23 protein-coding genes are annotated in these 26,424 nt (G+C 71.7%); 12 read left to right on the top strand and 11 right to left on the bottom strand.

Translation table 11 applies throughout. From position 1 onward, the window contains the following. Positions 1–19 precede the first annotated feature (19 nt). The 4 genes from tatC to CK505_RS11135 all read left to right on the top strand — a co-directional run bounded on the left by tatC (position 20) and on the right by CK505_RS11135 (position 6,465). Entirely contained in the window at positions 20–844 is an 825-nt protein-coding gene (gene tatC, locus CK505_RS11150) for a twin-arginine translocase subunit TatC (protein WP_043738970.1), read from the top strand. A 71-nt stretch (positions 845–915) separates the two neighbouring features. Beyond that, a complete protein-coding gene (locus CK505_RS11145) occupies positions 916–3,753 on the top strand; it encodes an RNA helicase (RefSeq protein ID WP_017833518.1) in 2,838 nt (945 codons plus the stop codon). Between the two features lie 89 nt (positions 3,754–3,842). Further along, positions 3,843–5,531, top strand: coding sequence for an amidohydrolase (locus CK505_RS11140; RefSeq protein WP_095651094.1), 1,689 nt, complete (start codon positions 3,843–3,845; stop codon positions 5,529–5,531). A 196-nt stretch (positions 5,532–5,727) separates the two neighbouring features. Then, the gene (locus CK505_RS11135; RefSeq protein ID WP_095651093.1) at positions 5,728–6,465 is read left to right on the top strand and encodes a polyprenol monophosphomannose synthase; all 738 of its coding nucleotides are present in this window, start codon (positions 5,728–5,730) and stop codon (positions 6,463–6,465) included. An 84-nt stretch (positions 6,466–6,549) separates the two neighbouring features. Here the strand turns inward: CK505_RS11135 and CK505_RS11130 are convergent, their stop codons facing one another. The 3 genes from CK505_RS11130 to CK505_RS11120 form a co-directional block, all read right to left on the bottom strand. Further along, positions 6,550–6,885, bottom strand: coding sequence for an RNA polymerase-binding protein RbpA (locus CK505_RS11130; protein WP_031283042.1), 336 nt, complete (start codon positions 6,883–6,885; stop codon positions 6,550–6,552). Between the two features lie 139 nt (positions 6,886–7,024). Next, a complete protein-coding gene (locus CK505_RS11125; protein ID WP_017833522.1) occupies positions 7,025–8,140 on the bottom strand; it encodes an SPFH domain-containing protein in 1,116 nt (371 codons plus the stop codon). Between the two features lie 64 nt (positions 8,141–8,204). Next, a complete protein-coding gene (locus CK505_RS11120; RefSeq protein WP_017833523.1) occupies positions 8,205–8,696 on the bottom strand; it encodes an NfeD family protein in 492 nt (163 codons plus the stop codon). Between the two features lie 264 nt (positions 8,697–8,960). Here CK505_RS11120 and CK505_RS11115 point away from each other — a divergent pair, with 264 nt between their 5' ends. Then, positions 8,961–9,335 (top strand): hypothetical protein, encoded by a 375-nt coding sequence (locus CK505_RS11115; RefSeq protein WP_017833524.1) that lies wholly within the window; start codon positions 8,961–8,963, stop codon positions 9,333–9,335. Positions 9,336–9,345: 10 nt separating this feature from the next. Here CK505_RS11115 and CK505_RS11110 read toward each other — a convergent pair whose 3' ends face one another. Then, positions 9,346–10,767: an alanine racemase gene (locus CK505_RS11110; RefSeq protein ID WP_197722630.1), complete on the bottom strand. Its 1,422-nt coding sequence runs from the start codon at positions 10,765–10,767 to the stop codon at positions 9,346–9,348. A 944-nt stretch (positions 10,768–11,711) separates the two neighbouring features. Between CK505_RS11110 and CK505_RS11105 the strand changes: the two genes are divergently transcribed. Next, complete coding sequence (locus tag CK505_RS11105; protein ID WP_095651092.1) at positions 11,712–12,128, top strand: DUF3054 domain-containing protein; 417 nt, start codon at positions 11,712–11,714, stop codon at positions 12,126–12,128. Between the two features lie 50 nt (positions 12,129–12,178). After that, positions 12,179–12,457, top strand: a complete 279-nt coding sequence (locus CK505_RS11100) for an Lrp/AsnC family transcriptional regulator (protein ID WP_017833527.1) — start codon at positions 12,179–12,181, stop codon at positions 12,455–12,457. Between the two features lie 133 nt (positions 12,458–12,590). Here CK505_RS11100 and trpD read toward each other — a convergent pair whose 3' ends face one another. Next, a complete protein-coding gene (gene trpD / locus CK505_RS11095; protein ID WP_095651091.1) occupies positions 12,591–13,649 on the bottom strand; it encodes an anthranilate phosphoribosyltransferase in 1,059 nt (352 codons plus the stop codon). Positions 13,650–13,898: 249 nt separating this feature from the next. Between trpD and CK505_RS11090 the strand changes: the two genes are divergently transcribed. From CK505_RS11090 to CK505_RS11075, 4 genes are all read left to right on the top strand, one after another. After that, positions 13,899–14,537, top strand: a complete 639-nt coding sequence (locus CK505_RS11090) for a heme-copper oxidase subunit III (RefSeq protein ID WP_081994597.1) — start codon at positions 13,899–13,901, stop codon at positions 14,535–14,537. Between the two features lie 59 nt (positions 14,538–14,596). Then, complete coding sequence (locus CK505_RS11085; protein WP_095651090.1) at positions 14,597–15,388, top strand: c-type cytochrome; 792 nt, start codon at positions 14,597–14,599, stop codon at positions 15,386–15,388. Between the two features lie 73 nt (positions 15,389–15,461). Next, positions 15,462–16,556: a ubiquinol-cytochrome c reductase iron-sulfur subunit gene (locus CK505_RS11080; protein WP_176475324.1), complete on the top strand. Its 1,095-nt coding sequence runs from the start codon at positions 15,462–15,464 to the stop codon at positions 16,554–16,556. Next, positions 16,556–18,217 (top strand): ubiquinol-cytochrome c reductase cytochrome b subunit, encoded by a 1,662-nt coding sequence (locus CK505_RS11075; RefSeq protein WP_095651088.1) that lies wholly within the window; start codon positions 16,556–16,558, stop codon positions 18,215–18,217. Before CK505_RS11080 ends, CK505_RS11075 begins: the two co-directional genes overlap by 1 nt. A gap of 1,084 nt (positions 18,218–19,301) precedes the next feature. On the opposite strand, the gene CK505_RS11070 is transcribed toward CK505_RS11075, so the two are convergent. From CK505_RS11070 to CK505_RS11050, 5 genes are all read right to left on the bottom strand, one after another. After that, positions 19,302–19,706, bottom strand: coding sequence for a cytochrome c oxidase subunit 4 (locus CK505_RS11070; RefSeq protein WP_017834559.1), 405 nt, complete (start codon positions 19,704–19,706; stop codon positions 19,302–19,304). A 2-nt stretch (positions 19,707–19,708) separates the two neighbouring features. Then, the gene (gene ctaD, locus CK505_RS11065) at positions 19,709–21,421 is read right to left on the bottom strand and encodes a cytochrome c oxidase subunit I (RefSeq protein ID WP_095651087.1); all 1,713 of its coding nucleotides are present in this window, start codon (positions 21,419–21,421) and stop codon (positions 19,709–19,711) included. Between the two features lie 9 nt (positions 21,422–21,430). Further along, positions 21,431–22,312 carry a cytochrome c oxidase subunit II gene (gene coxB, locus CK505_RS11060; protein ID WP_031283271.1) on the bottom strand — a complete coding sequence of 294 codons (882 nt, stop codon included), beginning with the start codon at positions 22,310–22,312 and terminating at the stop codon, positions 21,431–21,433. 250 nt (positions 22,313–22,562) lie between these two features. Then, positions 22,563–22,934, bottom strand: a complete 372-nt coding sequence (locus CK505_RS11055; RefSeq protein WP_017833990.1) for an iron-sulfur cluster assembly accessory protein — start codon at positions 22,932–22,934, stop codon at positions 22,563–22,565. Between the two features lie 84 nt (positions 22,935–23,018). Then, positions 23,019–24,440, bottom strand: coding sequence for a dipeptidase (locus CK505_RS11050; protein WP_017833989.1), 1,422 nt, complete (start codon positions 24,438–24,440; stop codon positions 23,019–23,021). 62 nt (positions 24,441–24,502) lie between these two features. On the opposite strand from CK505_RS11050, the gene CK505_RS11045 reads away from it, so the two are divergent. Beyond that, the gene (locus tag CK505_RS11045) at positions 24,503–25,108 is read left to right on the top strand and encodes a DUF3043 domain-containing protein (protein WP_031283270.1); all 606 of its coding nucleotides are present in this window, start codon (positions 24,503–24,505) and stop codon (positions 25,106–25,108) included. 147 nt (positions 25,109–25,255) lie between these two features. On the opposite strand, the gene CK505_RS11040 is transcribed toward CK505_RS11045, so the two are convergent. Beyond that, the gene (locus CK505_RS11040) at positions 25,256–26,344 is read right to left on the bottom strand and encodes a quinone-dependent dihydroorotate dehydrogenase (protein WP_095651086.1); all 1,089 of its coding nucleotides are present in this window, start codon (positions 26,342–26,344) and stop codon (positions 25,256–25,258) included. Positions 26,345–26,424 lie beyond the last annotated feature (80 nt).

Here is a 26,424-nt window from a genome sequence, read left to right as displayed (position 1 = left end):
GGCCAATCCGCAGGCGCAGATGGCCCTGGCCGAGCACCTGCGGGAGCTGCGCAACCGGCTGATCAAGTCCGCGGTCGCCACCGTGGTGGGCATGGTCGGCGGGTTCTTCCTGTACATCCCGTTCATGGCCTACATCACGGAGCCCCTGCAGCGGCTGGCCTCCGCGGAGGGCAGCGAGGCCTCCATCAACTACTCCGCGGTGGGCTCGTCCTTCAACATCATGGTGGAGGTCTCCCTGGTGCTCGGCCTGGTCCTGGCCAGCCCCGTGTGGCTCTACCAGCTCTGGGCGTTCGTGACGCCGGCCCTGCACCGGACCGAACGGCGCTACGCGGTCGGCTTCCTGGCCGCGGCCGTCCCGCTCTTCCTGGGCGGCATCGCGGTCGCCGTGCTCACCCTGCCCACCGCCGTCTACGCCCTCACCGCGTTCACCCCGGCGGGCGGGACCAACTTCATCTCCGCGGACGTGTACCTGCGGTTCTTCCTCCAGCTGATCCTGACCTTCGGCGTCGCCTTCGTGCTGCCCGTGTTCCTGGTGGGCCTGAACATGCTGGGCGTGCTCTCCGGGCGCACGGTGCTCAAGAGCTGGCGGATCGTCGTGGTCCTCGTGATGGTGGTCTCCGCGATGGCCGCCCCGGGCCCCGACCCGATGACCATGTTCTACCTCGCCGTGCCGCTGCTCACGCTCTTCTTCGTGGCCGTCGGGCTGTGCCTGCTCCTCGACCGCCGGCGGGCCCGGAAGGAGGCCCGCCTCGCGGCGGGCACGGGGGCGTCGGCCGACGTCGCGACCCCCGCCGACGAGCTCGGCCGCCTCGGCCACGACCCCGAGGGCGGGTTCCGCACCTGACCCGCTCGGCCCGTCGCGAACGGGCCCCCGGTGGACCCGGCCACGTCCGGGTCGAGCAGTAGGCTGGACGCATGTCCTCCTACGCCGACCGATACCTGGCCGCCAAGCAGCGGGCCGCCCACGCGAGGACCGAGCTCGCCGTGTTCCAGCACCGGCTCGAGTTCGAGATGGACGACTTCCAGACGACCGCCTGCGGGGCCCTCGAGGAGGGCCGCGGGGTGCTCGTCGCCGCGCCGACCGGCGCCGGCAAGACCGTGGTGGGGGAGTTCGCCGTCCACCTGGCCCTGTCCCGCGGGCAGAAGGCCTTCTACACCACGCCCATCAAGGCGCTCAGCAACCAGAAGTTCCACGAGTTCTCCCGGGCCTTCGGCGCCGAGCGGGTCGGCCTGCTCACCGGCGACACCTCGGTGAACTCCGAGGCGGACGTGGTGGTGATGACCACCGAGGTCCTGCGCAACATGCTGTACGCGGACTCGCCCACCCTGCTGAACCTGGGCTTCGTGATCATGGACGAGGTGCACTACCTCGCCGACCGCTTCCGGGGCGCCGTGTGGGAGGAGGTCATCATCCACCTGCCGGACAGCGTCCAGCTGGTGTCCCTGTCCGCGACCGTCTCCAACGCCGAGGAGTTCGGGGCCTGGCTGGACACGGTGCGCGGCGACACGGACGTGGTGGTCTCCGAGCACCGGCCCGTGCCGCTGTGGCAGCACGTCCAGGTGGGCGGGCGGCTGCTCGACCTGTTCCTGGACGACACCACGGTGGAGGAGGCCGCCGAGCGGCTCGAGGGGCCCGGCAGCGACGAGCCCGACGTCAACCCCGAGCTGCTCCAGCTCGCCCGAGCCGAGCACCCCCGCGGGGGCCGCCGGGGCGGCCGCGGGCCCGGGGGACGCTCCCGGGACCGGTTCTCCCGCCGCAACGGCGGCGAGGGCTTCCGGCCCAGCCCCGAGACGCGCCGGGTGTCCCGCCCGCAGCTGATCCGCCGCCTCGACGCCGAGGGCCTGCTGCCCGTCATCACCTTCATCTTCTCCCGGGTCGGGTGCGACGCCGCCGTGCAGCAGTGCGTCGCCGCGGACATCCGGCTGACCGGCGAGAAGGAGCAGCAGACCATCCGCGCCCGGGTGGCCGAGACCGCCGCCTCGCTCGAGGCCGCGGACCTCAACGTCCTCGGCTTCTACGAGTGGCGCGACGGCCTGCTGCGCGGCGTGGCCGCCCACCACGCGGGGATGCTGCCGGCGTTCAAGGAGCTCGTGGAGGAGCTGTTCGCCGAGGGGCTCGTCAAGGCCGTCTTCGCCACGGAGACCCTGGCCCTGGGCATCAACATGCCGGCCCGCTCCGTGGTGCTCGAGAAGCTCGACAAGTTCAACGGCGAGTCCCGGGTGGACATCACGCCGGGGGAGTACACCCAGCTCACCGGGCGCGCGGGGCGCCGGGGGATCGACGTCGAGGGCCACGCCGTGGTGCTGTGGCAGCCCGGGATGGACCCGCACGCCGTCGCCGGTCTCGCCTCCAAGCGCACCTACCCGCTGAACTCGAGCTTCCGGCCCACCTACAACATGTCCGTGAACCTGGTGGCCCAGTTCGGCGCGCACCGCTCCCGCAAGATCCTCGAGTCGTCCTTCGCCCAGTTCCAGGCGGACCGCTCCGTGGTGGGCCTGGCGCGCCGGGTCCGCTCCCAGGAGGAGTCCCTCAAGGGCTACGAGGAGGCCATGACCTGCCACCTGGGGGACTTCTCCGAGTACGCCGCCCTGCGCCGCGAGCTCAAGGACCTGGAGCGCGCCGAGGAGAAGGCCGGCTCCCGGCAGCGGCGCTCGGACGCCGTCGCGTCCCTGCACGACCTGCTGCCGGGGGACGTCGTCGAGATCCCGCGGGGGCGCAACGCCGGCTACGCCGTGATCCTGTCCACCGACCCCAACCGGGACGACCCACGCCCCTCGATCCTCACCCTCGACCACCAGCTGCGCCGGGTGGGGGCCCAGGACCTGGACGGGCCGCTCGAGCCGGTCTCGCGGATCCGGATCCCCAAGCAGTTCACGGGCCGGACGCCCAAGGAGCGGCGCGACCTCGCCTCGTCCGTGCGCAACGCCCTGCACGAGCACCGGCCCCCGCGCGGCGGCGGCCGCGGGCACACCATCCAGTTCGACCGCGGCACCAGCGCCGCCGAGCGGCGCATCACGGAGGTCCGCAAGGCCCTGCGCGGCCACCCCTGCCACGGCTGCTCGGACCGCGAGAGCCACGCCCGCTGGGCCGAGCGCTGGTGGACGCTGCGCCGGGACACCGACGGGCTGCTGCGCCAGATCGAGAGCCGCACCAACACGATCGCCAAGACCTTCGACCGCGTCTCCGAGGTGCTGGGCTCCTTCGGCTACCTGGAGACCCTCCCGGACGGGGAGGTCCGGCCGACCCGCGCCGGCGAGCAGCTGCGGCGGATCTACGGGGACCGGGACCTGCTCCTCGCCCTGAGCCTGCGCGACGGCTTCCTCGACGACCTCGACCCCGCCGCCACCGCGGGGCTCGTGACCCTGCTCGTCTACCAGGCCAAGCGCGAGGAGCAGGGGATCCAGCCGGTCCTGCCGACCGCCGCCATGGACCGGGCCGCACAGACCGTGGTGCGCAACTGGTCCCTGCTCACCGACCGCGAGCAGGAGCACCACCTCCCGGCCACCGCGGAGCCGGAGTTCGGGCTCGTGGAGGCCATGCACCTATGGGCGCGCGGGGCGACCCTGAGCGCGGCCCTGTCCGGCACGGAGCTCGCCGCCGGCGACTTCGTGCGCTGGGCCAAGCAGGTGATCGACATGCTCGACCAGCTCGCCAAGATCGATCTCCTCGACGCCGGCACTCGCGCCCAGTGCCAGCGCGCGATCGCGCTGGTGCGCCGCGGCGTGGTGGCCCACTCCGCGTTCGAGGACTGAGCCGCGCCCTCCCGCCCCGCGCCGCCCCGTCCACCGGCACGACCGCCCCGCACGACCCCCGCGCACCACCGCCCCCGAACAGGAGACCCGTGAGCACCACCGTCCCCGCCCGTCCCGTCCTCTACCGCAACGGCTCCGTCTACAGCCCCGCGGACCCGTTCGCCACGGCCCTGCTGGTCGACGGCACCCGCGTGGCCTGGGTCGGCTCCGAGGAGGCGGCGCAGTCCCTGCAGGACTCCTCCATGGACGTGGTCGACCTCGACGGGCGGCTGTTGGCCCCGGGGTTCGTGGACTCCCACGTGCACGTGACCGAGACCGCCCTGGCGCTGTCCACCCTGGACCTCACGGCGGCCGGATCCCTGCACGAGGTGCTCGACGCCGTGGCCGGTGCCGCGCGCACGAGCACGGGCCCGGTCCTCGGCTCCGGCTGGGACGAGTCCGTGTGGCCGGAGCGCCGGGCGCCGACGGCGGAGGAGCTCGACCGGGCCGCCGGCGGGCGCGAGGTCTACCTGACCCGCATCGACGTCCACTCCGGGGTGGTGTCCTCGTCCCTGGCCCGGCGGCTGGGCCTCGCCGGGACCGACGGGTGGCTCGGCGACGGCCGCGTGGAGAACCTGGCCCACGACCGGGTGCGCGCCGCGGCCCTCGACTTCGACGCCGGGCGCCGCGCCGAGCTGCACCGGCTCGCCCTGCGGCACGCCGCGGCCCAGGGCTACGTGGCCCTCGTCGAGGCCAACGCCGAGCAGGTCGCCCCCTTCGAGGACCTCGTGCGGCTGACGGCCCTCGCCAACCACGGGGTCGGCGCCGAGGGCGCCACTCCTCGCGTGCTGCCCTACCGGGGGGAGCTCGTGGCCACGGCCCAGGAGGCGCTGGCGGTGGCGGAGCGGTTCGACACCGCCCTGGCGGACCTGCTCGGACGCCCCGTGGAGCGGCGGGAGTCGCTCGTGGGGCTCGCCGGGGACCTGTGCGTCGACGGCGCCCTGGGCTCCCGCACCGCCGCGCTGCGAGCCCCCTACGCCGACGCCCCCGGCGACCTGGGGGACCGCTACCTCGACGCCGCGGCCGTGGCCGCCCACCTCGCCGCGACCACGGAGGCCGGTCTGCAGGGCGGCTTCCACGTCATCGGGGACGCCGGGATGGACATCGTCCTCGACGGCCTCGACCGCGCCGAGGCGCTCGTGGGGGAGCGGGCCCTGCACAGCGCCGGCCACCGCCTGGAGCACGCCGAGATGATCGACCCGGAGGGCATCGAGCGGCTCGCCCACCACGCCGTGACCGTGTCCGTGCAACCGGGCTTCGACGCCGCCTGGGGCGGACCGAGCGGGCTCTACGAGCAGCGCCTCGGGGCCGACCGGGCGGCCGCGATGAACCCGATGGCCTCCTTCTACCGCGCCGGGGTCCCGGTGGCCCTCGGCAGCGACGCCCCCGTGGTGCCGCTGTCCCCGTGGGAGACCGTCCGCGCCTGCCTCCAGCACCACGACCCGGACCAGCGGATCTCCGCGCGGGCCGCGTTCCTCGCCTCCACCCGGGGCGCGTGGCGGGCCGCCCGGCACCCCGACCCCATGCAGGGCCAGCTCGCGCCCGGCACCCCGGCCACGTTCGCCGTGTGGGACGTCGAGGCCCTCATGGTGCAGCAGGCCGAGGGGACCGGCTCCGCCTGGAGCACCGACCCGCGCGCCCGCACCCCCCTGCTCCCCGCGCTCGACGGCGCGTCCCTGCCCGTGTGCCGCCAGACCGTGCTCGACGGCGTCGAGCTGTACCGCTCCGCCGGGTTCTGAGCCGCGGGGCGCCCGGCCACCCCGCGGCGTTCGGATCTTGGTCGCAGGCGCGGGGCAGGTTAGGCTGGGCAACTGCTGCCGGGTGGGCTCGCTCGTCCTTAGAAAACAGGCCGGCATCCCCTCAGGGCCGGACTGGTCCGAAGACGAGGGAGCCTGCCCTGTGGTGCGGCAGGCAGACCTCGAAAGGAACCACCCGGTGCGCGTACTGACCGTCATCCCCACCTACAACGAACACGAGTCCCTCCCGACCGTGATGGACCGGCTCCGCCAGGCCGTCCCGGACGGGCACGTGCTGGTGGTGGACGACAACAGCCCGGACGGGACCGGCCGTCTCGCCGACGAGATGTCCGCCGCGGACGGGAACATCCACGTCCTGCACCGCACCAGCAAGGAGGGCCTCGGCGCCGCGTACATCGCCGGCTTCCGCTGGGGCCTGGCCCGGGACTACGACGTCCTGGTCGAGATGGACGCCGACTGCTCCCACCAGCCCGAGCAGCTCCCGCTGCTGCTGGACGCCGTGGAGCGCGGCGCCGACCTGGCCATCGGCTCCCGCTACGTCCCCGGCGGGCGCACCGTGAACTGGCCCCTGCAGCGCCAGCTGCTCTCGCGCGGCGGCAACCTCTACGCCCGGACGCTCCTGGGCTCCCGGATCCACGACATCACCGCCGGCTACCGCGCCTTCCGCCGCGAGACCCTCGAACGGATCGGTCTCGAGACCGTCGACTCCAAGGGCTACTGCTTCCAGATCGATCTCGGCTGGCGCACCGAGCGGGCCGGCCTGAGCGTCGTCGAAGTGCCCATCACCTTCGTGGAGCGCGCCGAGGGCGAGTCCAAGATGAGCCCGGACGTGACCCGGGAGGCCGTCGTGCGCGTGGCCCAGTGGGGGCTCACAGCCCGCGCCAGGACCCTGGCGGGCAAGCTCACCCGCCGCTGAGCCTCTGACCGGCGCGCTGCCCGGCACATGCGGAGGGCCCCACCCGAACCGGGTGGGGCCCTCCGCATGTGCCGGGCGACAGGATCAGATCGCGTGCTTCTCCCGGTAGAACTCGACGCGCTGGGCCAGGATCTCCTCGAGCTCGTCCGTGCTGCGCCGCTCCAGGAGCATGTCCCAGTGCGTGCGCTGGTGCTTCTCGTTGGGGTTCACCGGCTTCTCGCCGTTGACGATGATCGCTTCCTTGCCGGTCTTCGACACCCACACCGGCGGGATCTCGGCCTCCGCCGCGAAGGTGACGGTGACCTTCTCGCCGTCCGCGGTGCGGTACTCGACGCGCTGGCGCGGGGCCGGCTCGACACCGGCCTCGGTCTCCATGGACTGGGAGCCCAGACGCATTCCCCTGAGGCTGCGGTCGCTCATTGTGGTGGTTCCTCCATAACTGACGGTGGCCACGGCAGTGGCGCACGCTCGGGCTGACGGCGGGTCGCACGGACCCGGGATCCGCTGGGTGCAACGCACGGGCTCCCGGGGTTGTTCCCCGGGGCCCGGGTCCGCCGCGTCAGCGGGCGGCCGGGCCGTCCTGCGGCGGCATCGGGTCGTCGAGGCGCACGGGGGCCTCCGGGTCGATGGTCGAGGGCCGGGGGATGGTGAACTCGTCCGGGTCGACGGTGGTGCGCTCCAGGTTGGGCTGCAGGTCCTCCTCCGTCACCCGGACGGCGTCCGGCTTCACGAGGGGCTCGTCCGCGGACTCGGGCTCCGGCATCTCGTCCGCGTCCGACCAGGTCCGGTCCGGGCCGTCCTCGTCCGGCCTGGAGAGGAAGTCGCCCACGCCCCGCAGGGCGTCGCCGAGCTCGGCGGGGATCATCCACACCTTGTTGGCGCTGCCCTCGGCGACCTTGGGCAGGGTCTGGATGTACTGGTAGGCCAGCAGCTTCTGGGTCGGCCGGGCCCGGTGGATCGAGTCGAAGACCTTCCGGATGGCCTGGGCCTCGCCGTCCGCGCGCAGGATCGCGGCCTTCGCCTCGCCCTCCGCGGACAGGATGGCCGCCTGCCGCTGGCCCTCGGCCATGAGGATCCGCGACTGCTTGTCGCCCTCGGCCGTGAGGATCACCGCGCGGCGCTCCCGCTCGGCGCGCATCTGCTTCTCCATCGAGTCCTGGATGGACGGCGGGGGAGTGATCTCCTTGATGTCCACCCGCGACACCCGGATGCCCCAGCGCCCCGTGGTGGAGTCCAGGACCCCGCGCAGCTCGGCGTTGATCTTGTCGCGGGAGGTCAGCGCCTCCTCGAGGTTCAGACCGCCCACCACGTTGCGCAGGGTCGCCGACGTCAGCTGGTCGGCGGCCTGGATGTAGTCGACGATCTCGTAGGTGGCGGCCCGGGGATCCATGACCTGGAAGTAGACGACCGTGTCGATGCCGACCACCAGGTTGTCCTCCGTGATCACGGACTGCGCCGGGAAGGACTGGACCTGCTCGCGCAGGTCGATGAGGGGCAGGAGACGGTCCACGAACGGGATGAGGAAGTGCAGACCGGGGGTGAGGGTGCTCTGGTACTTGCCGAGTCGCTCGACGATCCCGGCCCGGGCCTGCGGGATGATCCGCACCGACCTCAGCAGGATGATGAAGACCAGGACGACCAGGATGGCGAGCAGGACGATGACGGCTAGGTCCACGGGTGCCTCTCTCGGTGGTGCCGCTCCGGGCGGCGTTCCCGCCGGGCCGGTGCGGTCTTGGGGGTCAGAAGGACGGGCGCGGCGCCGGCCCGCCGTCGGCGGCCGGCGCGGGGTACGGGGCCACGAGGACGGTGGCGCCCTCGATGTCGTGGACGAAGACGTCGGTGCCGGGGGGCAGCTGCTCGCCGGTGACGGAGCGGGCGCTCCAGGTGTCGCCCTCCAGGCGCACCAGCCCGCTGCGGCCGGTCACGGGGTCCAGGACCTGGCACGGGAGGCCGATGAGCCGGGCGGCGTTGGACGCGGTCCCGGGCGTGGACCGGTTGAGGCGGCGCAGGGCCACCGGCCGCACCGCGAAGATGAGCAGCACCGAGGCGAGGGCGAACGTCACCACCTGGAGCACGAAGTTGTCCGTCACCCAGCTCACCCCGAACGCCAGCAGCGCGGCGGCGGACATCATCAGGAAGAGGAAGTCCAGGGTGAGCATCTCGACGGCGGCCAGAGCGATCACGACGATCAGCCACAGGACCCACGAGTTCTCGACCAGCCACTCCCACATGTCCGTCCCCGGCCTTCCGAATCCGCGTCCGCGAGGGCACCCTCGCCTTGGACCCATTCTGCCCCACGGGCCTGACAGGACGCTGGAGCGGCGTGGCGGCAGGGCCGCGGCCGGGGTCCCCGGAATAGGCGCTGTTCCGGGGGCGTTGGGATCTCTACGGTGGTCGCGCCGGACTCTCCCGGGACCGCGGGACGCCGCCGTCCGTCGGTCCGGCCCGGTGCCGGTCCGCCCCACAGACCCCCGGCACGCGGGAGGAGGAGATCCATGAAACTCATCACCTCGGTGGCGGTCTCCGCCGCCGGCGCCTGGCTCGCCGGGACGGCGACCGCCGTGGTCGGCCTCTCCGCGCTGCAGTCCCGGCTGCCCGCCCTGATCGCGCGGGGCGTTCCCGCCGAGCCCGACTTCGAGCGCGCGTTCGTCCTGCTCGGCACGGGCCGCTGCGCGCCCGGCGACGACCGGGCGGAGGTGCTGCGGGCCCGGCTCGAGGAGTCCTGCGGCCGGCCCGTCGTCTACGTGGACCTCACCGTCGGGCCGGAGGCCTCCGCGCGCCGGGCCGCCCGCGCCCGGGAGCTGGCGCGGGACTTCCACGCCGACCTCGTGCTGGACCACGACGTCGAGGACCCGGCCGGTCGGTCCTGAACGGCGCCGGTCACCCGCCGGTGGTCGTCACCGGCAGCGGTGCTGTGGCGTCGAGCAGGTGGAAGGCCTCCGCGCTGAAGTCGATGGCCACCTCGTCCCCGGCGGCCGCCTCCGGCACCTCGGACAGGTCGAGGGTCAGGACCGTGCCGTGGTCGAGCAGCACCGGGACCTGCTTGCCGCCGACCGTGTAGGTCAGCTCGTTCTCCCGGGACGGGATGTGGTTGACGAGACCCACCTTCTTGGGCTCGGTGGTCGGCTCGGTGCACCCGTAGTCGATGCACCAGCCCGCGGGGAGCGTCTTGACCTGGCTCAGCTCCGTGGTCCAGGAGTAGAGGGTCGTCTCCGGCGGGCTGCTGGCGAAGAACATGCCGCCGACCCGCAGCAGGTCGTAGTAGAGGGAGTCGATCTCCTGGTCCAGCACGTCGCTGGCCCCCGCGTGGATCAGGGCGTCCTGCCCGAGGCCGGCGTCCCGGATCGCGGCCACCGCACCGTCGAAGCGGTTCTTCTGGGCCACCGTGGTGTTGGCCGTGTCGTTGCGCTCGATGGCGTCCTTGTCCTCCGCCGTGACGGTGGAGAAGTGCGTGGCGATGCCGGCGAGCTCCAGGTGCGGGGCGTCCTCGACGGCTCGGGCCAGGGGGAGCGCCTCCTCGGGCACGACGCCCTCGCGCCCCATTCCCGTGTCGACCCACAGGTGGACCTTCAGCGTCCCTCCCGTGGTGGACAGCACCTGTTCCGCCGCCTCGACCCAGGCGGGGTCCGTGGCGGCGACCTCCACGTCGTAGTGCATCAGCAGCGGGATGTCCTCGATCTGGGCGACGTAGAGCACCGCGATCTTGGCCTCGACGCCGGCCTCGCGCAGGGCGATGGCGTCGTCGAGCTTCGGCACGAAGATGTAGTCGACCTCGGCGGCGTCCTCGATGACCTTGCCGAACACGTCCACGGGCTCGCCGTTCTTGAGCACGGCGCCGAGCTGGACGTTCGACGGGAAGTCGGCCCGGATCGCCTCGGCGTTGCTGCGCACGGTCTCCGTGTTGACCGTGAGGAGGGGGATGTCCTGCGTGCCCTGCGTCGTGTAGGTGTAGGCGGTCTTCTCCCCGACGTCGCTCCCGCCGGAGGCGAAGGAGACCTCCACCGTGCCCGGGGTCCCGCGGGCCGGGGCCACGCAGGCGTGGCGCGCGGAGCGGTCGTCGAACTCGCACTCCACCTCCGTCTCGCCGAAGCGGACGGTGACCGGGCCGTCGGTGCCCCCGCCGGTGTCCGCCAGGACCAGGTTCCCGCCCTGCAGGCCGCCGTGCGAGGGGGAGAGGGCGACCGATCCGGAGGCGGTCGCGGGGGGCGCGTCCGAGGCGTCGTCCTGTCCGCAGCCGGCCAGGGCCAGCACCGACAGGGCCAGCACGGAGGTCACCAGCCGGCGCCCCCGGCCGTCCGTCACGATCACAGTGTTCCGTCGTCCCACGGATGTCCTCCCCTTGAACCAAGAATTTGCCGACGCGAATTCAGGTCGGCCACGGCGAGCGTATCGGCGGCCGGCCCCCGAGGCCGGGTCGACGGGGGAATCCCCCCACAAGTGGCCACAAAAGGAGGGCCGGGCGGCGCAACACGAGGACATCGGCTTGCTGACGGCGTCGACAGGGGAGAGGCGCCGGTCTGTTCGGAGCGGGACGGCCGGTCCGCCGTGTCGTAACGGTGCTGCGAGCATCGGCGCGACGACGACGAGCGCGGGCTCGGTGCCAGTGTCCTGTCGGACGACTGTCAGGACGGGCGCGACCGAGCCCAGCACGAGCCCGGCGGCGGAGAGGCCCACGGCCCACCGGCCCGTCGTCGTCCGGGATCTCACGGCGGGTCGCTCCTGCCGGCCCCGGAGCCGCGCGATGAATCCGCGCTGCAGGACGGGGTCGTGTCGTCACGGCAGAGCCGAGCGTCCGGAGCTCACCGGAACAGCCGGAACGACGGCGTGCGCGGACACGGATGCTGAGCGCTGCCCCCCGGACAGCCTGCTCCGCAAAGCGCCGATAATCCACATTATGTAAAGTAGCGTGGAGCGAAGGCTCCCCTCCGGCCCGTTCCACCCGCTATGTACCACTCCCGAGCATCCCCTGTCGCACACACCTCCGCCGCTCGTCGCACCGGCCGCTCCACCGGGACGCCGCGCCGCACGAGGATGTGGTACTCCTCAACCACCCCGCCGTCCCGCATTCCGACACGAGTCCGGCACCCGAGGCGGCCCGGCATCCCTCCCTGTCTTCCGGGCCCGGACCATCGACCCCTGGTGGAAGGTTGAGACTTTTGTCGCCCGCAGCCCTCAACCCTCAAGGTGCACCTGAGGCTTCGGGAGTCCCGGATCGCGACCCGTGGACGTCGCACTAGACTGCCAGCATGCACACGTCCGCCCTCCTCACCGCCCGCCCCGAGGAACGCACCACGCACTCCGGTCCCTGGGCCGCGGCGCTGACCGTGGACGTGCTGCTCGTCCTGCTGTTCGCCGGCCTGGGCCGCAGCACCCACGCCCTGGACGCCGCCGGCCTCCTCATCACGGCGTGGCCGTTCCTGGCCGGGCTCCTGCTGGGCTGGATCGGGTGGCGGGTGCACCGCGCCCCGTTCGCCGTCTGGCCGAGGGGCGTCGCGCTGTGGTCGACGACCGTGGCCGTGGGCATGAGTCTGCGCCTGCTCGTCGGCGAGGGCACGGCACCGAGCTTCGTCCTCGTCACGCTCGCGGTGCTCGGCGTCTTCCTGCTGGGCCCCCGCGCCCTGGTCTCGGGGCTGCGCGCGGCCCGCTCCCGCCGTCCGCGCTGACCCCTCCGTCCCGCCGGTCCTGCCGGCCCCGCTCCCGCGAAAGGTGCTCCATGCTCACCGCCATCGTCCTCATCAAGACCTCCGCCGACCGGATCCCCGAGGTCGCCGAGCAGATCTCCGACATCCCCGGCATCAGCGAGGTGTACTCCGTGACCGGCGACTGGGACCTCATCGCGATGGTGCGCGTGCACCGGCACGAGGACCTCGCGGACGTCATCGCCGACCGGCTCTCCAAGGTCGAGGGCGTCGTGGGCACGAACACCAACATCGCGTTCCGGACCTACAGCAAGCACGACCTGGAGGCGGCCTTCTCGCTCGGCATCGACTGACGGGCACCGGTCGCCCGGCCTCGTGCCGCCGGGCCGGAGCCCGCGCGGCGGTCGAGCGCACGGACAGCAGGAGGCCGGCGGGGGAACGCCCCGCCGGCCTCCGTCGTCGTCAGCCCTCCGCCGGCGCGGCGCCTCAGCGCGCGGTGTGGGCGATCCAGCGGTCCAGGACGGCGCGGGCCGCGCCGCTGTCCACCGACTCCTCCGCGCGCCGCACCGCCGCGGCCATCCGGTCCCGGAAGGACCCCTCGGCGCCGGTGTCGAAGGCCACGAGGCCGGCGGCGGAGTTGAGCAGCACGGCGTTGCGCACGTGCCCCTTCTCCCCCGCCAGGACCCGCTCGACCACGCCCGCGTTGTACCGGGCGTCCTGGCCCCGGAGGTCCTCGATCGTGGCCCGGGGCATGCCGAGGTCGAGCGGCTCGAGGTCGTGGTGGTCGACCCGCCCGTCCCGGACCTCCCAGACCTCGGAGGGCGCCGTCACGGTGAGCTCGTCGAGGCCGTCGCCGCCCCGGAAGACGAGGGCCCGGTCGCCGCGGGCCGCGAAGACGCCCGCGATCAGCGGCGCCAGCGAGCGGTCGGCCACACCGACGGCCGAGGCCTCGACCCGCGCCGGGTTCGTGATCGGCCCCAGGAAGTTGAAGGCGGTGGCCACGCGCAGCTGCGCCCGGGCCGCCGCGGCGAAGCGCATCGACGGGTGGAAGGTCTGGGCGAAGAGGAACGTGATGCCCACGTGCCGGGCCGCGGACTCCACCATCTCGACCGGCAGGTCCAGCCGCACGCCGAGCGCCTCCAGGACGTCGGCGGAGCCGGACTTCGAGGACGACGCACGGTTGCCGTGCTTGACGACCTTGGCCCCGGCGCCCGCGCACACGAGGGCGGACATCGTGGAGATGTTGACGCTGGAGAGCCGGTCGCCGCCGGTCCCCACGATGTCCAGGGCCGGGCCGGGGATGTCGACCGGCCGGGCGTTGCCCACCATGGCGTCGGCCAGCCCGGTCAGCTCCTCGACCGTCTCCCCCTTCGCCCGCAGTGCCACGAGGAAGCCGGCGATGACGACGTCGGACACCTCGCCCGACATGATCGTGTCCATGGCCCAGTAGGCCTGGTCGCGGGTCAGATCGGTGCCGGAGATCAGGGCGGTGATCAGGTCCGGCCACTCGAAGTGCGGGGCGGTCGTCGGTGTCGTCGTGTTCACGCCCCCGATCGTATCGCCCGCCGCCGGACCGGCCCGAACGGGCGGCCGGGCGGAGGATGCCCCTCGCCGAGGACTTGTGACACGGATCACATCCCGGGCTCGGAGGCCCCTTGATCCCCGGCCTCCCGCGCCCGGACGCGCGAGGAGACGGCGCGGCTCGTCAGCGGGGGCCCCCGCCACCCGGACACGCGAACCGCCCGACCCCGCCCCTGGTTGGTCCACCGGGAGTTTTGGCGACATAATGTCTCTGTGACGACTGCAACCCATACCCCAGCCAAGCCGGTAGGCGGGTCGATCAACCGACCCAACCTCACCTCAGTGGGCACCATCGTGTGGCTCGCTTCCGAGCTGATGTTCTTCGCCGGCCTCTTTGCCATGTACTTCACCCTGCGCTCCACCGCACCGGAGCTCTGGGCCGAGGAGTCCGCCAAGCTCAACATCCCGCTGGCCCTCGCCAACACCATCGTCCTGGTGCTGAGCTCGGTGACCTGCCAGTTCGGCGTCTTCGCGGCCGAGCGCCTCCAGCCCCGCCGGGCCGGCGGGCTGTTCGACGTCCGCCGGTGGGGAATGATCGAGTGGTTCGCCCTGACCTTCATCATGGGCGCGATCTTCGTGGCGGTGCAGTCCTTCGAGTACGCGGAGCTGGTCGCCCACGGCATCAGCATCCCGGCCAACTCCTACGGCTCCGCCTTCTACATCACCACGGGCTTCCACGCCCTGCACGTGACGGGCGGTCTCATCGCGTTCCTGTTCATCATGGGGCGTGCCTTCATCGCCAAGCGCTTCGGGCACTTCGAGGCCACCTCGGCGATCGTCGTGTCCTACTACTGGCACTTCGTGGACGTCGTCTGGATCGTGCTGTTCCTCGTGGTCTACTTCCTCCGGTAGGCCGCGCCGCCCGGAGGACGCACCAAGCAAACCAACACCGAGTTAAAGGAACGTTTGACGTGAAGGCACTTTCGCAGCAGCGACGCCACCCTCTGGCCGTCCTGGTCCTGATGGTCCTGGCCCTGCTCCTCAGCGGTGGGCTCTATGCAGTCGCCACCACCACCAACGAGGCCAAGGCCCAGACCGAGTCCTACACCGCGCAGGACATCGAGGAGGGCGAGAAGCTGTTCGTCGCGAACTGCTCCACCTGCCACGGCCTCGACGGCGCCGGAACCCCCTCCGGTCCCTCGCTCGTGGGCGTCGGTGCCGCCGCCGTCGACTTCCAGGTCGGCACCGGCCGCATGCCCATGCAGGCCAACGGCCCGCAGGCCGAGCAGAAGGCGGTCCAGTTCAACGACGAGCAGGTCCGCCAGATGTCCGCGTACGTGGCCACCTTCGGGGCCGGCCCCGGCCTGCCGGAGGAGGAGTACCTGGACGTCTCCCAGGGCAACGCCGCCAATGGTGCCAAGGTCTTCCTCGCGAACTGCGCCATGTGCCACAACGCCGCCGGTGCCGGCGGCGCGCTGACCCGCGGCAAGTACGCCCCCTCCCTGATGGGCGTCGAGGAGAGGCACATCTACACGGCCATGCAGACCGGCCCGCAGAACATGCCGGTGTTCAACGACGCGAACATCACCCCCGAGGAGAAGCGGGACGTCATCACGTACCTGAAGACCCTCGAGGACAGCCCCAACCCCGGTGGCTTCGGGCTCGGCGCCCTCGGCCCGGTGTCGGAGGGCCTGTTCGTCTGGACCATCGGCCTCGCCGTCATCATCGGGTTCACCGTCTGGCTCACCTCGCGCTCCGCCTGACGGGCCGTGCCGGCAGCGGATGTCGGACCCCGAAGCTACGATCAACTGCACCAAGAGAAGAATGAGGGACCACATGGGAAGCCACAGTGACGGCACTCCCCACCAGTCGGGAACCGTTGCCACCACGGGCACCACGGCAATGGAGCGTTTCCCCGACCCCGGACTGCCCCCGCACCGCCCGCGCCTGACGGACGTCGACTCCACGGCCGCCAAGCGCGCCGAACGGCAGGTCGTCCTGCTGTTCCTGATCTCGATCCTCGGCTCGATCCTGTTCTTCGTCGGGTACTTCGGCATCCGTGTCGACGGTCCCATCTACGACGTCACGAACACCGAGCCCACACGCGCCCTGCAGCTCCAGAACCTGCTGCTGGGCCTCGGTGTGGCCCTGGGCATGTTCGGCATCGGTCTCGGCGTCGTCCACTGGGCCCGCACGCTCATGCCGGACCACGAGCTGGTCGAGAACCGGCACGCGGTGCGCACGGAGGAGCAGCGCGCCGAGGCGCAGAGCATCCTGACCACGATCTACGACGAGTCCGGGATCAAGCGCCGGCCGCTGCTGCGCAACACCCTCATCGGCGCGGCCGTGCTCGCTCCCCTGCCGTTCGTCGGCCTGCTGCGGGACCTCGGCCCGACCGATCTGGACGTCCTCAAGGAGACCCTCTGGGACGAGGGGATCCGTCTGGTGCGCGATCCCTCCGGCACCCCCATCAAGGCCTCGGACGTCACCCTCGGATCCACGTTCCACGTGGTCCCCGAGAACCTGAGCGCCATCGGGCACAACGAGGGCTACCTCGACGAGAAGGCCAAGGCCGTGGTGCTGCTCATGCGCCTCGACCCGGACACCGTCAACGTCTCGCCCGAGCGGGCCGACTGGAACGTCGACGGCATCTTCGCCTACTCGAAGGTCTGCACCCACGTCGGCTGCCCGGTCGCGCTCTACGAGCAGCAGACCCACCACCTGCTGTGCCCGTGCCACCAGTCCACGTTCGACCTCGCGAACGAGTGCGAGGTCATCTTCGGGCCGGCTGCCCGGCCCCTTCCCCAGCTGCCGATCACTGTGGACGACGAGGGCTACCTCGTGGCCCGCAGCGACTTCCAGGAGCCGGTCGGTCCGACCTACTCGCAGCGCGGTACCCATGTCGAGGAGATGCAGGGTGAGGCGAACTGATGTCCACGTCCACTGATTACGAGTACAAGCCCCAGACGAGCACCGGCCGGATCGCCAACTTCGTCGACACCCGTGTCGGCATGTCGCCGATCGTCAAGGAGTTCGGCCGGAAGATCTTCCCGGACCACTGGTCCTTCATGTTCGGAGAGGTGGCGCTGTACACCTTCGTCATCCTGCTGCTCTCCGGCACGTTCCTCGCCCTGTGGTTCGAGCCGTCGATGGCGGCCCTGGAGTACGAGGGCTCCTACGTCCCGATGCAGGGCGTCGAGATGTCCGCGGCCTACGCGTCCTCGCTCGACATCTCGTTCGACATCCGCGGCGGTCTCTTCCTGCGCCAGATCCACCACTGGTCCGCGCTGGTCTTCGCCGCCGCCGTGTCCGTGCACATGCTGCGCGTGTTCTTTACGGGCGCCTTCCGCCGGCCGCGCGAGCTCAACTGGCTCGTCGGCGTCGCCCTGTTCCTGCTCGCGATCGTCGCCGGCTTCACCGGCTACTCGCTCCCCGACGACGTGCTCTCCGGCAACGGGCTGCGCATCGCCGACGCGATCCTGAAGGCACTCCCCATCGTGGGCGCCTACCTGTCGATGTTCCTGTTCGGCGGCGAGTTCCCGGGCCACGACATCATCGCGCGCCTCTACATCCTCCACGTGCTCGTGATCCCGGCGATCATCCTGATGCTGATCGTCGTCCACCTGTTCATGGTCGTGGTGCACAAGCACACCCAGTTCCCCGGCCCGGGCCGCACCGAGAACAACGTCGTCGGCTTCCCCGTGGGACCGATCTACGCGGCGAAGGCCGGTGGGTTCTTCTTCATCGTGTTCGGCATCATGGCCCTGATGGCGGGCACCACCACCATCAACGCGATCTGGAACTACGGTCCGTACGATCCCTCCCCGGTGCAGGCCGGTTCCCAGCCCGACTGGTACATGGGCTTCACCGACGGCGCCGTGCGCCTCATGCCCGGCACCTGGCCGTTCAACTGGGAGTGGACGTTCTGGGGCATGTCGATCCCGATGAACGTGCTGCTGCCGATGGCGCCGCTCGCGGTGCTCTTCGGGCTCATGGCCGCGTGGCCCTGGATCGAGCGCTGGGTCACGAAGGACGACCGGGAGCACCACATCCTCGACCGTCCCCGGAACGCTCCGTTCCGGACCGCCATGGGCGCCGCCGGCGTGACGTTCTACACGATCATGCTCATCGCGGCCAGCGGCGACCTCATCGCCACGCACTTCAACCTGGCCGTCAACGACGTCCTGTACTGGCTGCGCGCCCTGTACTTCCTGGGCCCGATCCTGGCCTTCATGATCACCCGCCGGATCTGCCTGGCGTTGCAGCGCAAGGACCGGGAGATTGTCCTCCACGGCCGGGAGACCGGACGGGTGCAGCAGCTCCCCCACGGTGAGTTCATCGAGGTGCACGAGCCCCTCGACGAGTACAAGCGGTACCGTCTGGTCAACATGCCCGACTACCAGGTCGAGCCGGCCCAGCCGAACGCCAAGGGCAAGATCACGGCCACGGAGAAGACGCGCGAGCGGATCAGCCGCTTCTTCTTCGAGGACCGTGTCGCCCCCGTCACCCCCGCCGAGCTCGAGGCGGCGCACCACCACCACGAGGCCGACGCCCTCACCACGGGTTCCCAGGACCGGGAGCTCGTGCGCTGAGCCGGCAGCACGCCTGACAGGGCCCCGAGAGGATCACTCCTCTCGGGGCCCTGTCGCATCTGTGGATCCGTCGTCGGCGGTCGGACACATCGGAGACATGACCGCAGTACTCCTCCGACGGCCCTCAGCGCCGTTCCGGCGGGACAGAATCTGCGAACCGCAGTCTCCCGGGTCTGCTGCCCCGGAGGCCCGCAGGACCGCGTCCACGCCCTTCTGGCGGGACGCTGCGGCCGCAGCGACCGGTACCAGCCCGGGACCGTTGGAGCCCGCGCCCGGATCGGCACCGGTCGATGCACCGGGCCGGGCGTGGAGATGCGCCATGGCCACCGCGCGGTCGTTGAGAGCCCGTGCCGGGGCGGCCCGGACGACCGGGGGCGGTTGTCGCCGCCGTGCTCGCCGGCGTCTCCGAGGCGTCTCCGGCGGCCCCCAGGCCCGGCGGGCTGGTCCGGCACCGGACGGACGCGGGAGGACGCTCCGTGTCCTCTGGCATCGCGGAGCCTGCGGCGCGGCGGTGACGACCCGGTCAGCGTCGAGAACGGTCCCGCGCGGAACACCGAGCCGCTCGAGGCGCACCATGACCAGGCAGAGGACGCAGTACGGACGGTCGCCAGGGTGCACCGCCCGGGGATGGTCGTGCGCCTCGACCTTCGACCGGTGCACCACGTGCCATCCGGCATCGTCCGTCCGATCGCGCCGGAACCCCTGAACGACGCACCGGAGCCTCTGGACGACGCACCGGGCCGCTCGTGGCGGAGTGACCGGGCCGCTGCTCCGGACCGTGTCGTCGAGGTCGCGGGCGGCAGCGGGCCCCGGTTCCCGGGAACCCGGCCCTGGCTCCACCCGAGGTTCTGCCTCGGGCCCTGGGGCACCAGGCACCCGTCGCACGGAGCGTCGTCGCCGGCCTGCTCAAGGGCCTGCCGCGGCAGCGGCTCCCCCGCCGTCAGCTTCGTGCCCGAAGCACGCTGTGGCCCGCTCAGGTCTCCCCCGGGACGGGCCACGGCCGCCCGCAGCGCGGGGACGCGAAAGGCCCCGGACACATGGGGTGTCCGGGGCCTTGTCGACGGTCGGCGTTCAGCCGCCCGTGTCAGTGGGCGTGGTCGCCGCGGGAGTACTCGAAGATCAGACCGACCAGGCCGAGCACCGCCAGGGGGGCGGCGAGGCCGAGGATCCACCAGCCCATGGCCAGCGCCGTGAACGCGAGGGCGCAGCCGGTCCCGAGCAGCAGGGGCCACCAGCTCCACGGGGAGAAGTGTCCGTACTCGCCGGCGGACTCGACGATCTCGCCGTCGAGCTTGTCCTCGGGGAGGACGCCACCGGTGTTGCGGTTCACGAGCCACAGGTAGACGGCCAGCATGAAGGACATGGCGCCGACGGCCAGCAGCGCCGGGAACCCGACGAGCTCGTCGAACCGCGTGAGGAAGCCGTAGACCACGGCCACCAGGAGGCTGAAGCCCCCGATGAGGATGAACAGTTTGATGGAGAGTTTCATGCTCAGCCCTTCCGCGTGGCGATGGCGCCGTCGTCGACCGGGGACTGCTGCGGGGACTCCGCGGCCAGCTCCGGGTGGTGCAGGTCCAGCGCCGGCCGCTCGGACCGGATGCGCGGCAGCGAGGTGAAGTTGTGCCGCGGCGGCGGACAGGACGTCGCCCACTCCAGCGATCCGCCGAAGCCCCAGGGGTCGTCGACCTCGACCTTGGTGCCGTTGCGCCAGGTCGTGTAGACGTTCCAGAACCACGGGATCATCGAGACGCCGAGGAGCATCGCCCCGACCGTGGAGATCTGGTTCATCCAGGTGAAGTTGTCCTCCGGCAGGTAGTCCGCGTAGCGGCGCGGCATGCCGTCCACGCCCAGCCAGTGCTGGATCAGGAAGGTCATGTGGAAGCCGAGGAACAGCAGCCAGAAGTGGATCTTGCCGATCCGCTCGTTGAGCATCTTGCCGGTGAACTTGGGCCACCAGAAGTAGAACCCGGCGAACATGCCGAACACCACGGTGCCGAAGATGACGTAGTGGAAGTGGGCGACCACGAAGTACGAGTCGGAGACGTGGAAGTCCAGCGGCGGGGTGGCCAGGATGACGCCGGTCAGGCCGCCGAAGAGGAACGTGAACATGAAGCCCAGGACCCACAGCATGGGGGTCTCGAAGGTGATCGAGCCCTGCCACATCGTGCCGATCCAGTTGAAGAACTTCACGCCGGTGGGCACCGCGATCATCATGGTCATGAACGCGAAGAAGGACAGCATCACGGCCCCGGTGACGTACATGTGGTGAGCCCACACGGTCACCGACAGGGCGGCGATCGCGATGGTCGCGAACACCAGGCCCTTGTAGCCGAACAGCGGCTTGCGGGAGAACACCGGGATGATCTCGGAGACGATGCCGAAGAACGGCAGCGCGAGCACGTACACCTCGGGGTGGCCGAAGAACCAGAAGAGGTGCTGCCACAGCACCGCTCCCCCGTTGGCCGGGTCGAAGATGTGCCCGCCCAGGGTCCGGTCCATGCCCAGTGCGAACAGCGCGGCGGCCAGCGGCGGGAACACCATGATCACGAGCAGCGAGGTGATGAGCGTGTTCCAGGTGAACAGGCCCATCCGCCACACGGTCATGCCGGGGGCGCGCATCGCGATGATCGTGGTGATGAAGTTGACGCCGCCCATGATCGTGCCGAAGCCGGACAGGGCGAGGCCGAAGACCCAGAGGTCACCACCGGCGCCGGGCGAGAACGAGGAGTTGCTCAGCGGCGTGTACGCGAACCAGCCGAAGGAGGCCGCGCCCTGGGGGGTGAGGAACCCGGCGGTGGCGATCAGCGAGCCGAACAGGAAGAACCAGAACGCCAGGGCGTTGAGCCGCGGGAACGCGACGTCGGGGGCGCCGATCTGCAGCGGGACGATGACGTTGGCGAAGCCGACGAACAGCGGGGTGCCGAACATCAGCAGCATCAGCGTGCCGTGCATGGTGAACAGCTGGTTGTACTGCTCCTTGGTCTCCAGGATCTGCATGCCCGGCTCGAAGAGCTCGGCGCGGATCAGCAGCGCCATGACGCCGGCGATGCAGAAGAAGGCGAACGAGGAGATCAGGTACATGTACCCGATCGTCTTGTGGTCGGTGGACGTGATCCAGTTGACGACCATCCGTCCCTTGGACCGGGGCACCACGCGCGGAGCGACAGTGGCTGCCTCGTCCCGTGAATACTCGAGTGTGGACACCGGTACTCCTTAGTTGTTAAAAGATTCTTGCTGCTGGTCGTCCGCGCCCGGGTAGGAGTCGCGGCTGTACTCCTCGCCCAGGGCCCCGGTCTGGCCGGCGTCGCGCAAGGACTGGATGTGGGCGTCGTACTCGGCCTGGCTGACCACGTTGACGTTGAACAGCATCTCCGAGTGGTACTCGCCGCAGAACTCGGCGCACTTGCCGAAGTACTCGCCCTCACGGCCCGTGGTGATGCTGATGTTGTTGGTGCGTCCCGGGAACATGTCCGCCTTCTCGAGGAACGCGGGGACCCAGAAGGAGTGGATGACGTCGCGGGAGGTGACCTGCAGCTCGACGTCGCTGTCGACGGGCAGGTACAGGGTGGGCACCCGCTCGGGGACGCCCTCCTCGCCGTCGAGGTGGCCCTGGATGCCGGTGTCCCAGACGTCGTCGGTCAGGTAGTTGAAGTCCCAGGCCCACTGCTTGCCGTAGACCTGGACGGTCACGTCCGGGTTGTCGTGCTGGGCCGTGATCTCGGCCTGGGTCCGCTCGGTGAAGAAGAACAGGGACATGATCAGGGCGATCGGGACGATCGTGTAGAAGACCTCGAGCGGGGCGTGGTACGCCACCTGGCGCGGGTAGCCGGTCTCGTTCTTGCGCCGGCGGTAGGCGATCATGCACCAGAGCATGAGGCCCCAGGTCACCAGTCCCACGACGAGGGCCGCGATCCAGGACCCGACCCACAGGTCGAGGATCATGTCGGCGTTGTCGGTGGTGCCACGCTCGGTGGGCATCCAGCCGAGCTTCGCCTCTTCCGAGCAACCCGTCAGCGCGGTTGCTGCCAGGACTGCTACCGCAGACACCTTCGCCGTGCGGCGCCGGAGGCTGTCGGTTCGTGTGTGCGAACTCACAGACGGCCCTTCCTCTTCTTCTCGTGCTCGTCGTCTGCGCGCCGAAGGCCCCGATTCGAAGAGCCCGGACACAGTCAGGTGGAATGTTTCCCTCCGAGCTTACCCCGTGTCGCTGACATCTGGTGACACAGTGTCAGCTTCCGCGCGGCGCTCGGAGGCCCCTCTTGGAGCGGTCCGCGGGACCCCCCGGAAACGCCGAGAGGCCCGCCGTCCGGACGGACGACGGGCCTATCGGGAGGAGCGGACGGACTCAGTGGAAGGAGTCGCCGCAGGCGCAGGAACCCCCCGCGTTGGGGTTGTCGATCGAGAACCCCTGCTTGGAGATCGTGTCCTCGAAGTCGACCGTGGAGCCCTCGAGGTAGGGCACGCTCATCTTGTCCACGATGACCTCGACGCCGCCGAAGTCCCGCACGGAGTCCCCGTCCAGGATGCGCTCGTCGAAGTACAGCTGGTAGATGAGGCCCGAGCAGCCGCCGGGCTGGACCGCCACGCGCAGCCGGAGGTCGGTGCGGCCCTCCTGCTCGAGCAGGGCGCGGACCTTCTGGGACGCGACGTCGGTCAGCTGGACGCCGTGGGTGGGCAGGCCGTCCACTGCGGCGCCGTTCTCGGTCGTGACGCTCATGATGCTCACTTTCTGTGGAGGGGTGCCGCACGGGGTCGGACCGGCGGCGGGTCTGTCACGGGCACAACGGATAGGCGATCGGGTTCATTCCCGGATCCGCCGCCCGGGGCGGGCGGCGTCGTCGAGGGCGAGCAGCATCAGCGTCTCCGCGACCACCGCGCGCTCGAACTCCGCCAGGTGCAGCGACTCGTTGGCGCTGTGCGCCCGGGAGTCCGGGTCCTCGACGCCCGTGATGAGGATGCCGGCCTCAGGATAGACCTCCAGGAGGTCCGCGGTGAAGGGGATGGAGCCGCCGATGCCCGTCTCCACGGCGGGCCGGCCCCACGCCTCCCCCAGCGCCCACCGGGCGATCCGCGCGGACTCCGAGCTCATGTCGGTGCGGAAGGACTGTCCCGTCTCCTCGAGCTCGAAGCGCACGTGCGCCCCGAACGGGGCGTGCTCCTCCACGTGGCGCCGGAGGGCCTCCGCGGCCTCGGCGGGGTCCTGGCCCGGCGCCGTGCGCAGGCTCAGCTTCGCGCGGGCGGATGCGGCGATGGTGTTGGCGGCGGTGTCCACGGGCGTGACGTCCATGCCCGTGACCGACAGCGCGGGCTGCGTCCAGAGCCGGGAGGCGATCGAACCGCGCCCGGCCAGCCGGACGCCCTCCAGGACCGCCGCGTCGGCCCGGAACCGCTCCTCGTCGTAGACCAGGTCGGTGCGGTCCTCGGCGAGCAGCCCCTCGACGGCGACCGCGCCGTCGTCGTCGTGCAGGGTCGCGATGAGCCGGGCCAGCAGCGTGGGCGCGTCCAGGACCGGGCCGCCGTACATGCCCGAGTGCACGGCGTGCTCGAGCACGGACAGCTCCACGACGGCGCCGACCATCCCGCGCAGGCTCGTGGTCAGGGCGGGCACGCCGACCTCCCAGTTGGCGGAGTCCGCGATGACGATGACGTCCGCGGCCAGCCGTTCCCGGTGGGCCTCCAGGAAGTCCCGGAAGGACGGGGAGCCGGCCTCCTCCTCCCCCTCCACGAAGACGGTCACGCCGAGGCCGAAGTCGTCGCCGCGGTGGGCGGTCGCGGCGCGCAGGGCGGCGGCGTGGGCCATCACCCCGGCCTTGTCGTCGGCCGCGCCCCGCCCGTACAGGCGGCCGTCGCGCTCCTCGGCGACGAACGGTTCGGAGTCCCACAGCTCGCGCCGGCCCGGGGGCTGGACGTCGTGGTGGGCGTAGAGCAGCACGGTCGGCCGGCCGGGCGCGGGCCGGCGGTGGGCGACGACGGCGGGGTGTCCCGGCCCGTCGCCCAGGGGCACGCGCAGGATCTCCACCTCCTCCAGGCCGGCGTCCGCGAGCACGCCGGCCACGGCCACCGCACTGCGCTCGAGCTGCGCGGCGTCGAAGGACTCCCAGGCGATGCCGGGGATCGCGACCAGCTCGACGAGCTGCTCGAGGGTCCGCGGCATGTCCGCGCGCACGGCCGCGCGCACGGTGTCGACGGGGACGGGGACGGTCGGGGCACAGGGCTCGCTCATGGCACCCACCCTATGTCCGGGGCCCGGCGGGGACCGGCAGGTCCGTCGGCTATCCTTGACGGGTGTTTGGACGCAAGAAGGAAGCAGACCGCGCAGGGTCCACGTCGGTGACCGCTGCGGCCGCCCCGACGGAACCGGTGGCCGCCCCGCGGCAGACCCCGGGCAAGGGCCGGCCCACGCCCAGCCGCCGGCAGCAGGAGGCGGCCCGGCGCCGGCCCCTGGTCCCGGAGGACCGCAAGGCCGCGAAGGCGCAGTCCCGCGACGCCGCGCGCGAGCAGCGGATGCGGGCGCAGGCCGGCATGGCGGCCGGGGACGAGCGGTTCCTCGGGCCGCGGGACCGCGGCCCGCAGCGCCGGTTCGCGCGGGACTGGGTGGACTCCCGGATCAACGTGGGCGAGTACCTCATGGTCGTGGCGCTGCTCGCGCTCGTCATCCTGTTCTTCCCCGTCCAGGACGTGGCCACCTACGGCGTCTACCTCATCTGGGCGCTGATGATCCTGGGCATCGTGGACGCCGTGCTGTCGACGGCCCGGATGAAGAAGGCCATGCAGGCGAAGTTCGGGACCGTGGAGCGCGGCGTGCGCTGGTACGCCGCGATGCGCTCCTTCACGATGCGCCGCCTCCGCCTGCCCAAGCCCCAGGTCGCCCGCGGGGAGCGCCCCTCCTGAGCCCCGGTCGGCCCGCGCCCGGCGCAGGGCCCGGCCGCGACAGGACTGCCCCCGGACCGCACGGTCCGGGGGCAGTCCCGATCCCGACGACGGGACGGCCGTCGGCGGCGCCCCGTCGTAACGGGAGCCGTCAGCCCCGGTGAGCCGTCAGCTCCAGGCGCGGCCCGCCCGGCGCGCCAGGCCCTGGTTGATGCGGCGCGCCCAGAAGGGTCCCTCGTAGAGGAAGGCGGTGTAGCCCTGCACGAGAGTCGCGCCGGCGTCGAGGCGCTCCTGGACGTCCTCCGCCGTGGTCACCCCGCCCACGGAGACCAGCACCAGCCGGTCCCCCACGCGCTCGCGCAGCAGCCGCAGCACCTCGAGGGAGCGCCGCCGCAGCGGGGCCCCGGAGAGCCCGCCGGCCCCATGGGCCTCGATCTCGGCGGGGTCGGAGACCAGCCCCAGCCCGGTCCGGGCGATGGTCGTGTTGGTGGCCACGATGCCGTCCAGGCCCAGGTCGAGGGCCAGGTCCGCGACGGCCAGCACGTCCTCGTCCGACAGGTCCGGGGCGATCTTCACGAGCAGCGGGACGTGCCGGTCCGCGGCCTCGTCGGCCGCGCGGCCCACCGCGCCGAGCAGCGGCCGCAGGCTCTCGATCTCCTGCAGCTGGCGCAGGCCCGGGGTGTTGGGCGAGGACACGTTGACCACGAGGTAGTCCGCGAGGGGGGCGAGGACCCGGGCGCTCTGCAGGTAGTCGTCCACCGCGTCCTCCAGCGGCACCGCCTTGGTCTTGCCGATGTTGACGCCGAGCACCGGACGGGCGCGGTCGCGGTGGTCCGCCTCGAGCTCGCGGCGCGCCTGCGCGAGGCGCGGGGCCACGGCCGCCGCACCCTCGTTGTTGAAGCCCATCCGGTTGATCACGGCCCGGTCCCGGACGAGCCGGAACAGACGGGGCCGGGGGTTGCCCGGCTGCGCCTGGGCGGTCACGGTGCCGATCTCGACGTGCCCGAAGCCGAGGTCGGTGAGGGCGCCGATCCCCTCGCCGCCCTTGTCGAAACCGGCCGCCAGCCCGAACGGGGACGGGAACCGCAGGCCCAGCGCCTCCACCTCGAGCGCGGGATCGGGCCGGGTGTAGACCCGCAGCGCGGTGCTGATCCGGGCGGCGCGCGCCGCCCGGATCCCGAGGAACCCGACCCGGTGGGCCCGTTCGGGGTCCATCCGGGAGAAGACAGCCGTGAAGAACGTAGGGTAGAAGCGCATGGTCCCAGTCTTCCACAGGGCACTCCTCCGGCCGGGCGGCCGCGGAGGGGCTTGACGGACCGGCGCCCCGACGGGCCGCC

It is taken from the genome of Kocuria sp. WN036, assembly GCF_002287015.1.
In the GTDB taxonomy this organism is placed as follows: domain Bacteria; phylum Actinomycetota; class Actinomycetes; order Actinomycetales; family Micrococcaceae; genus Kocuria; species Kocuria rosea.
This window is presented reverse-complemented; position numbering and strand designations above follow the sequence as displayed.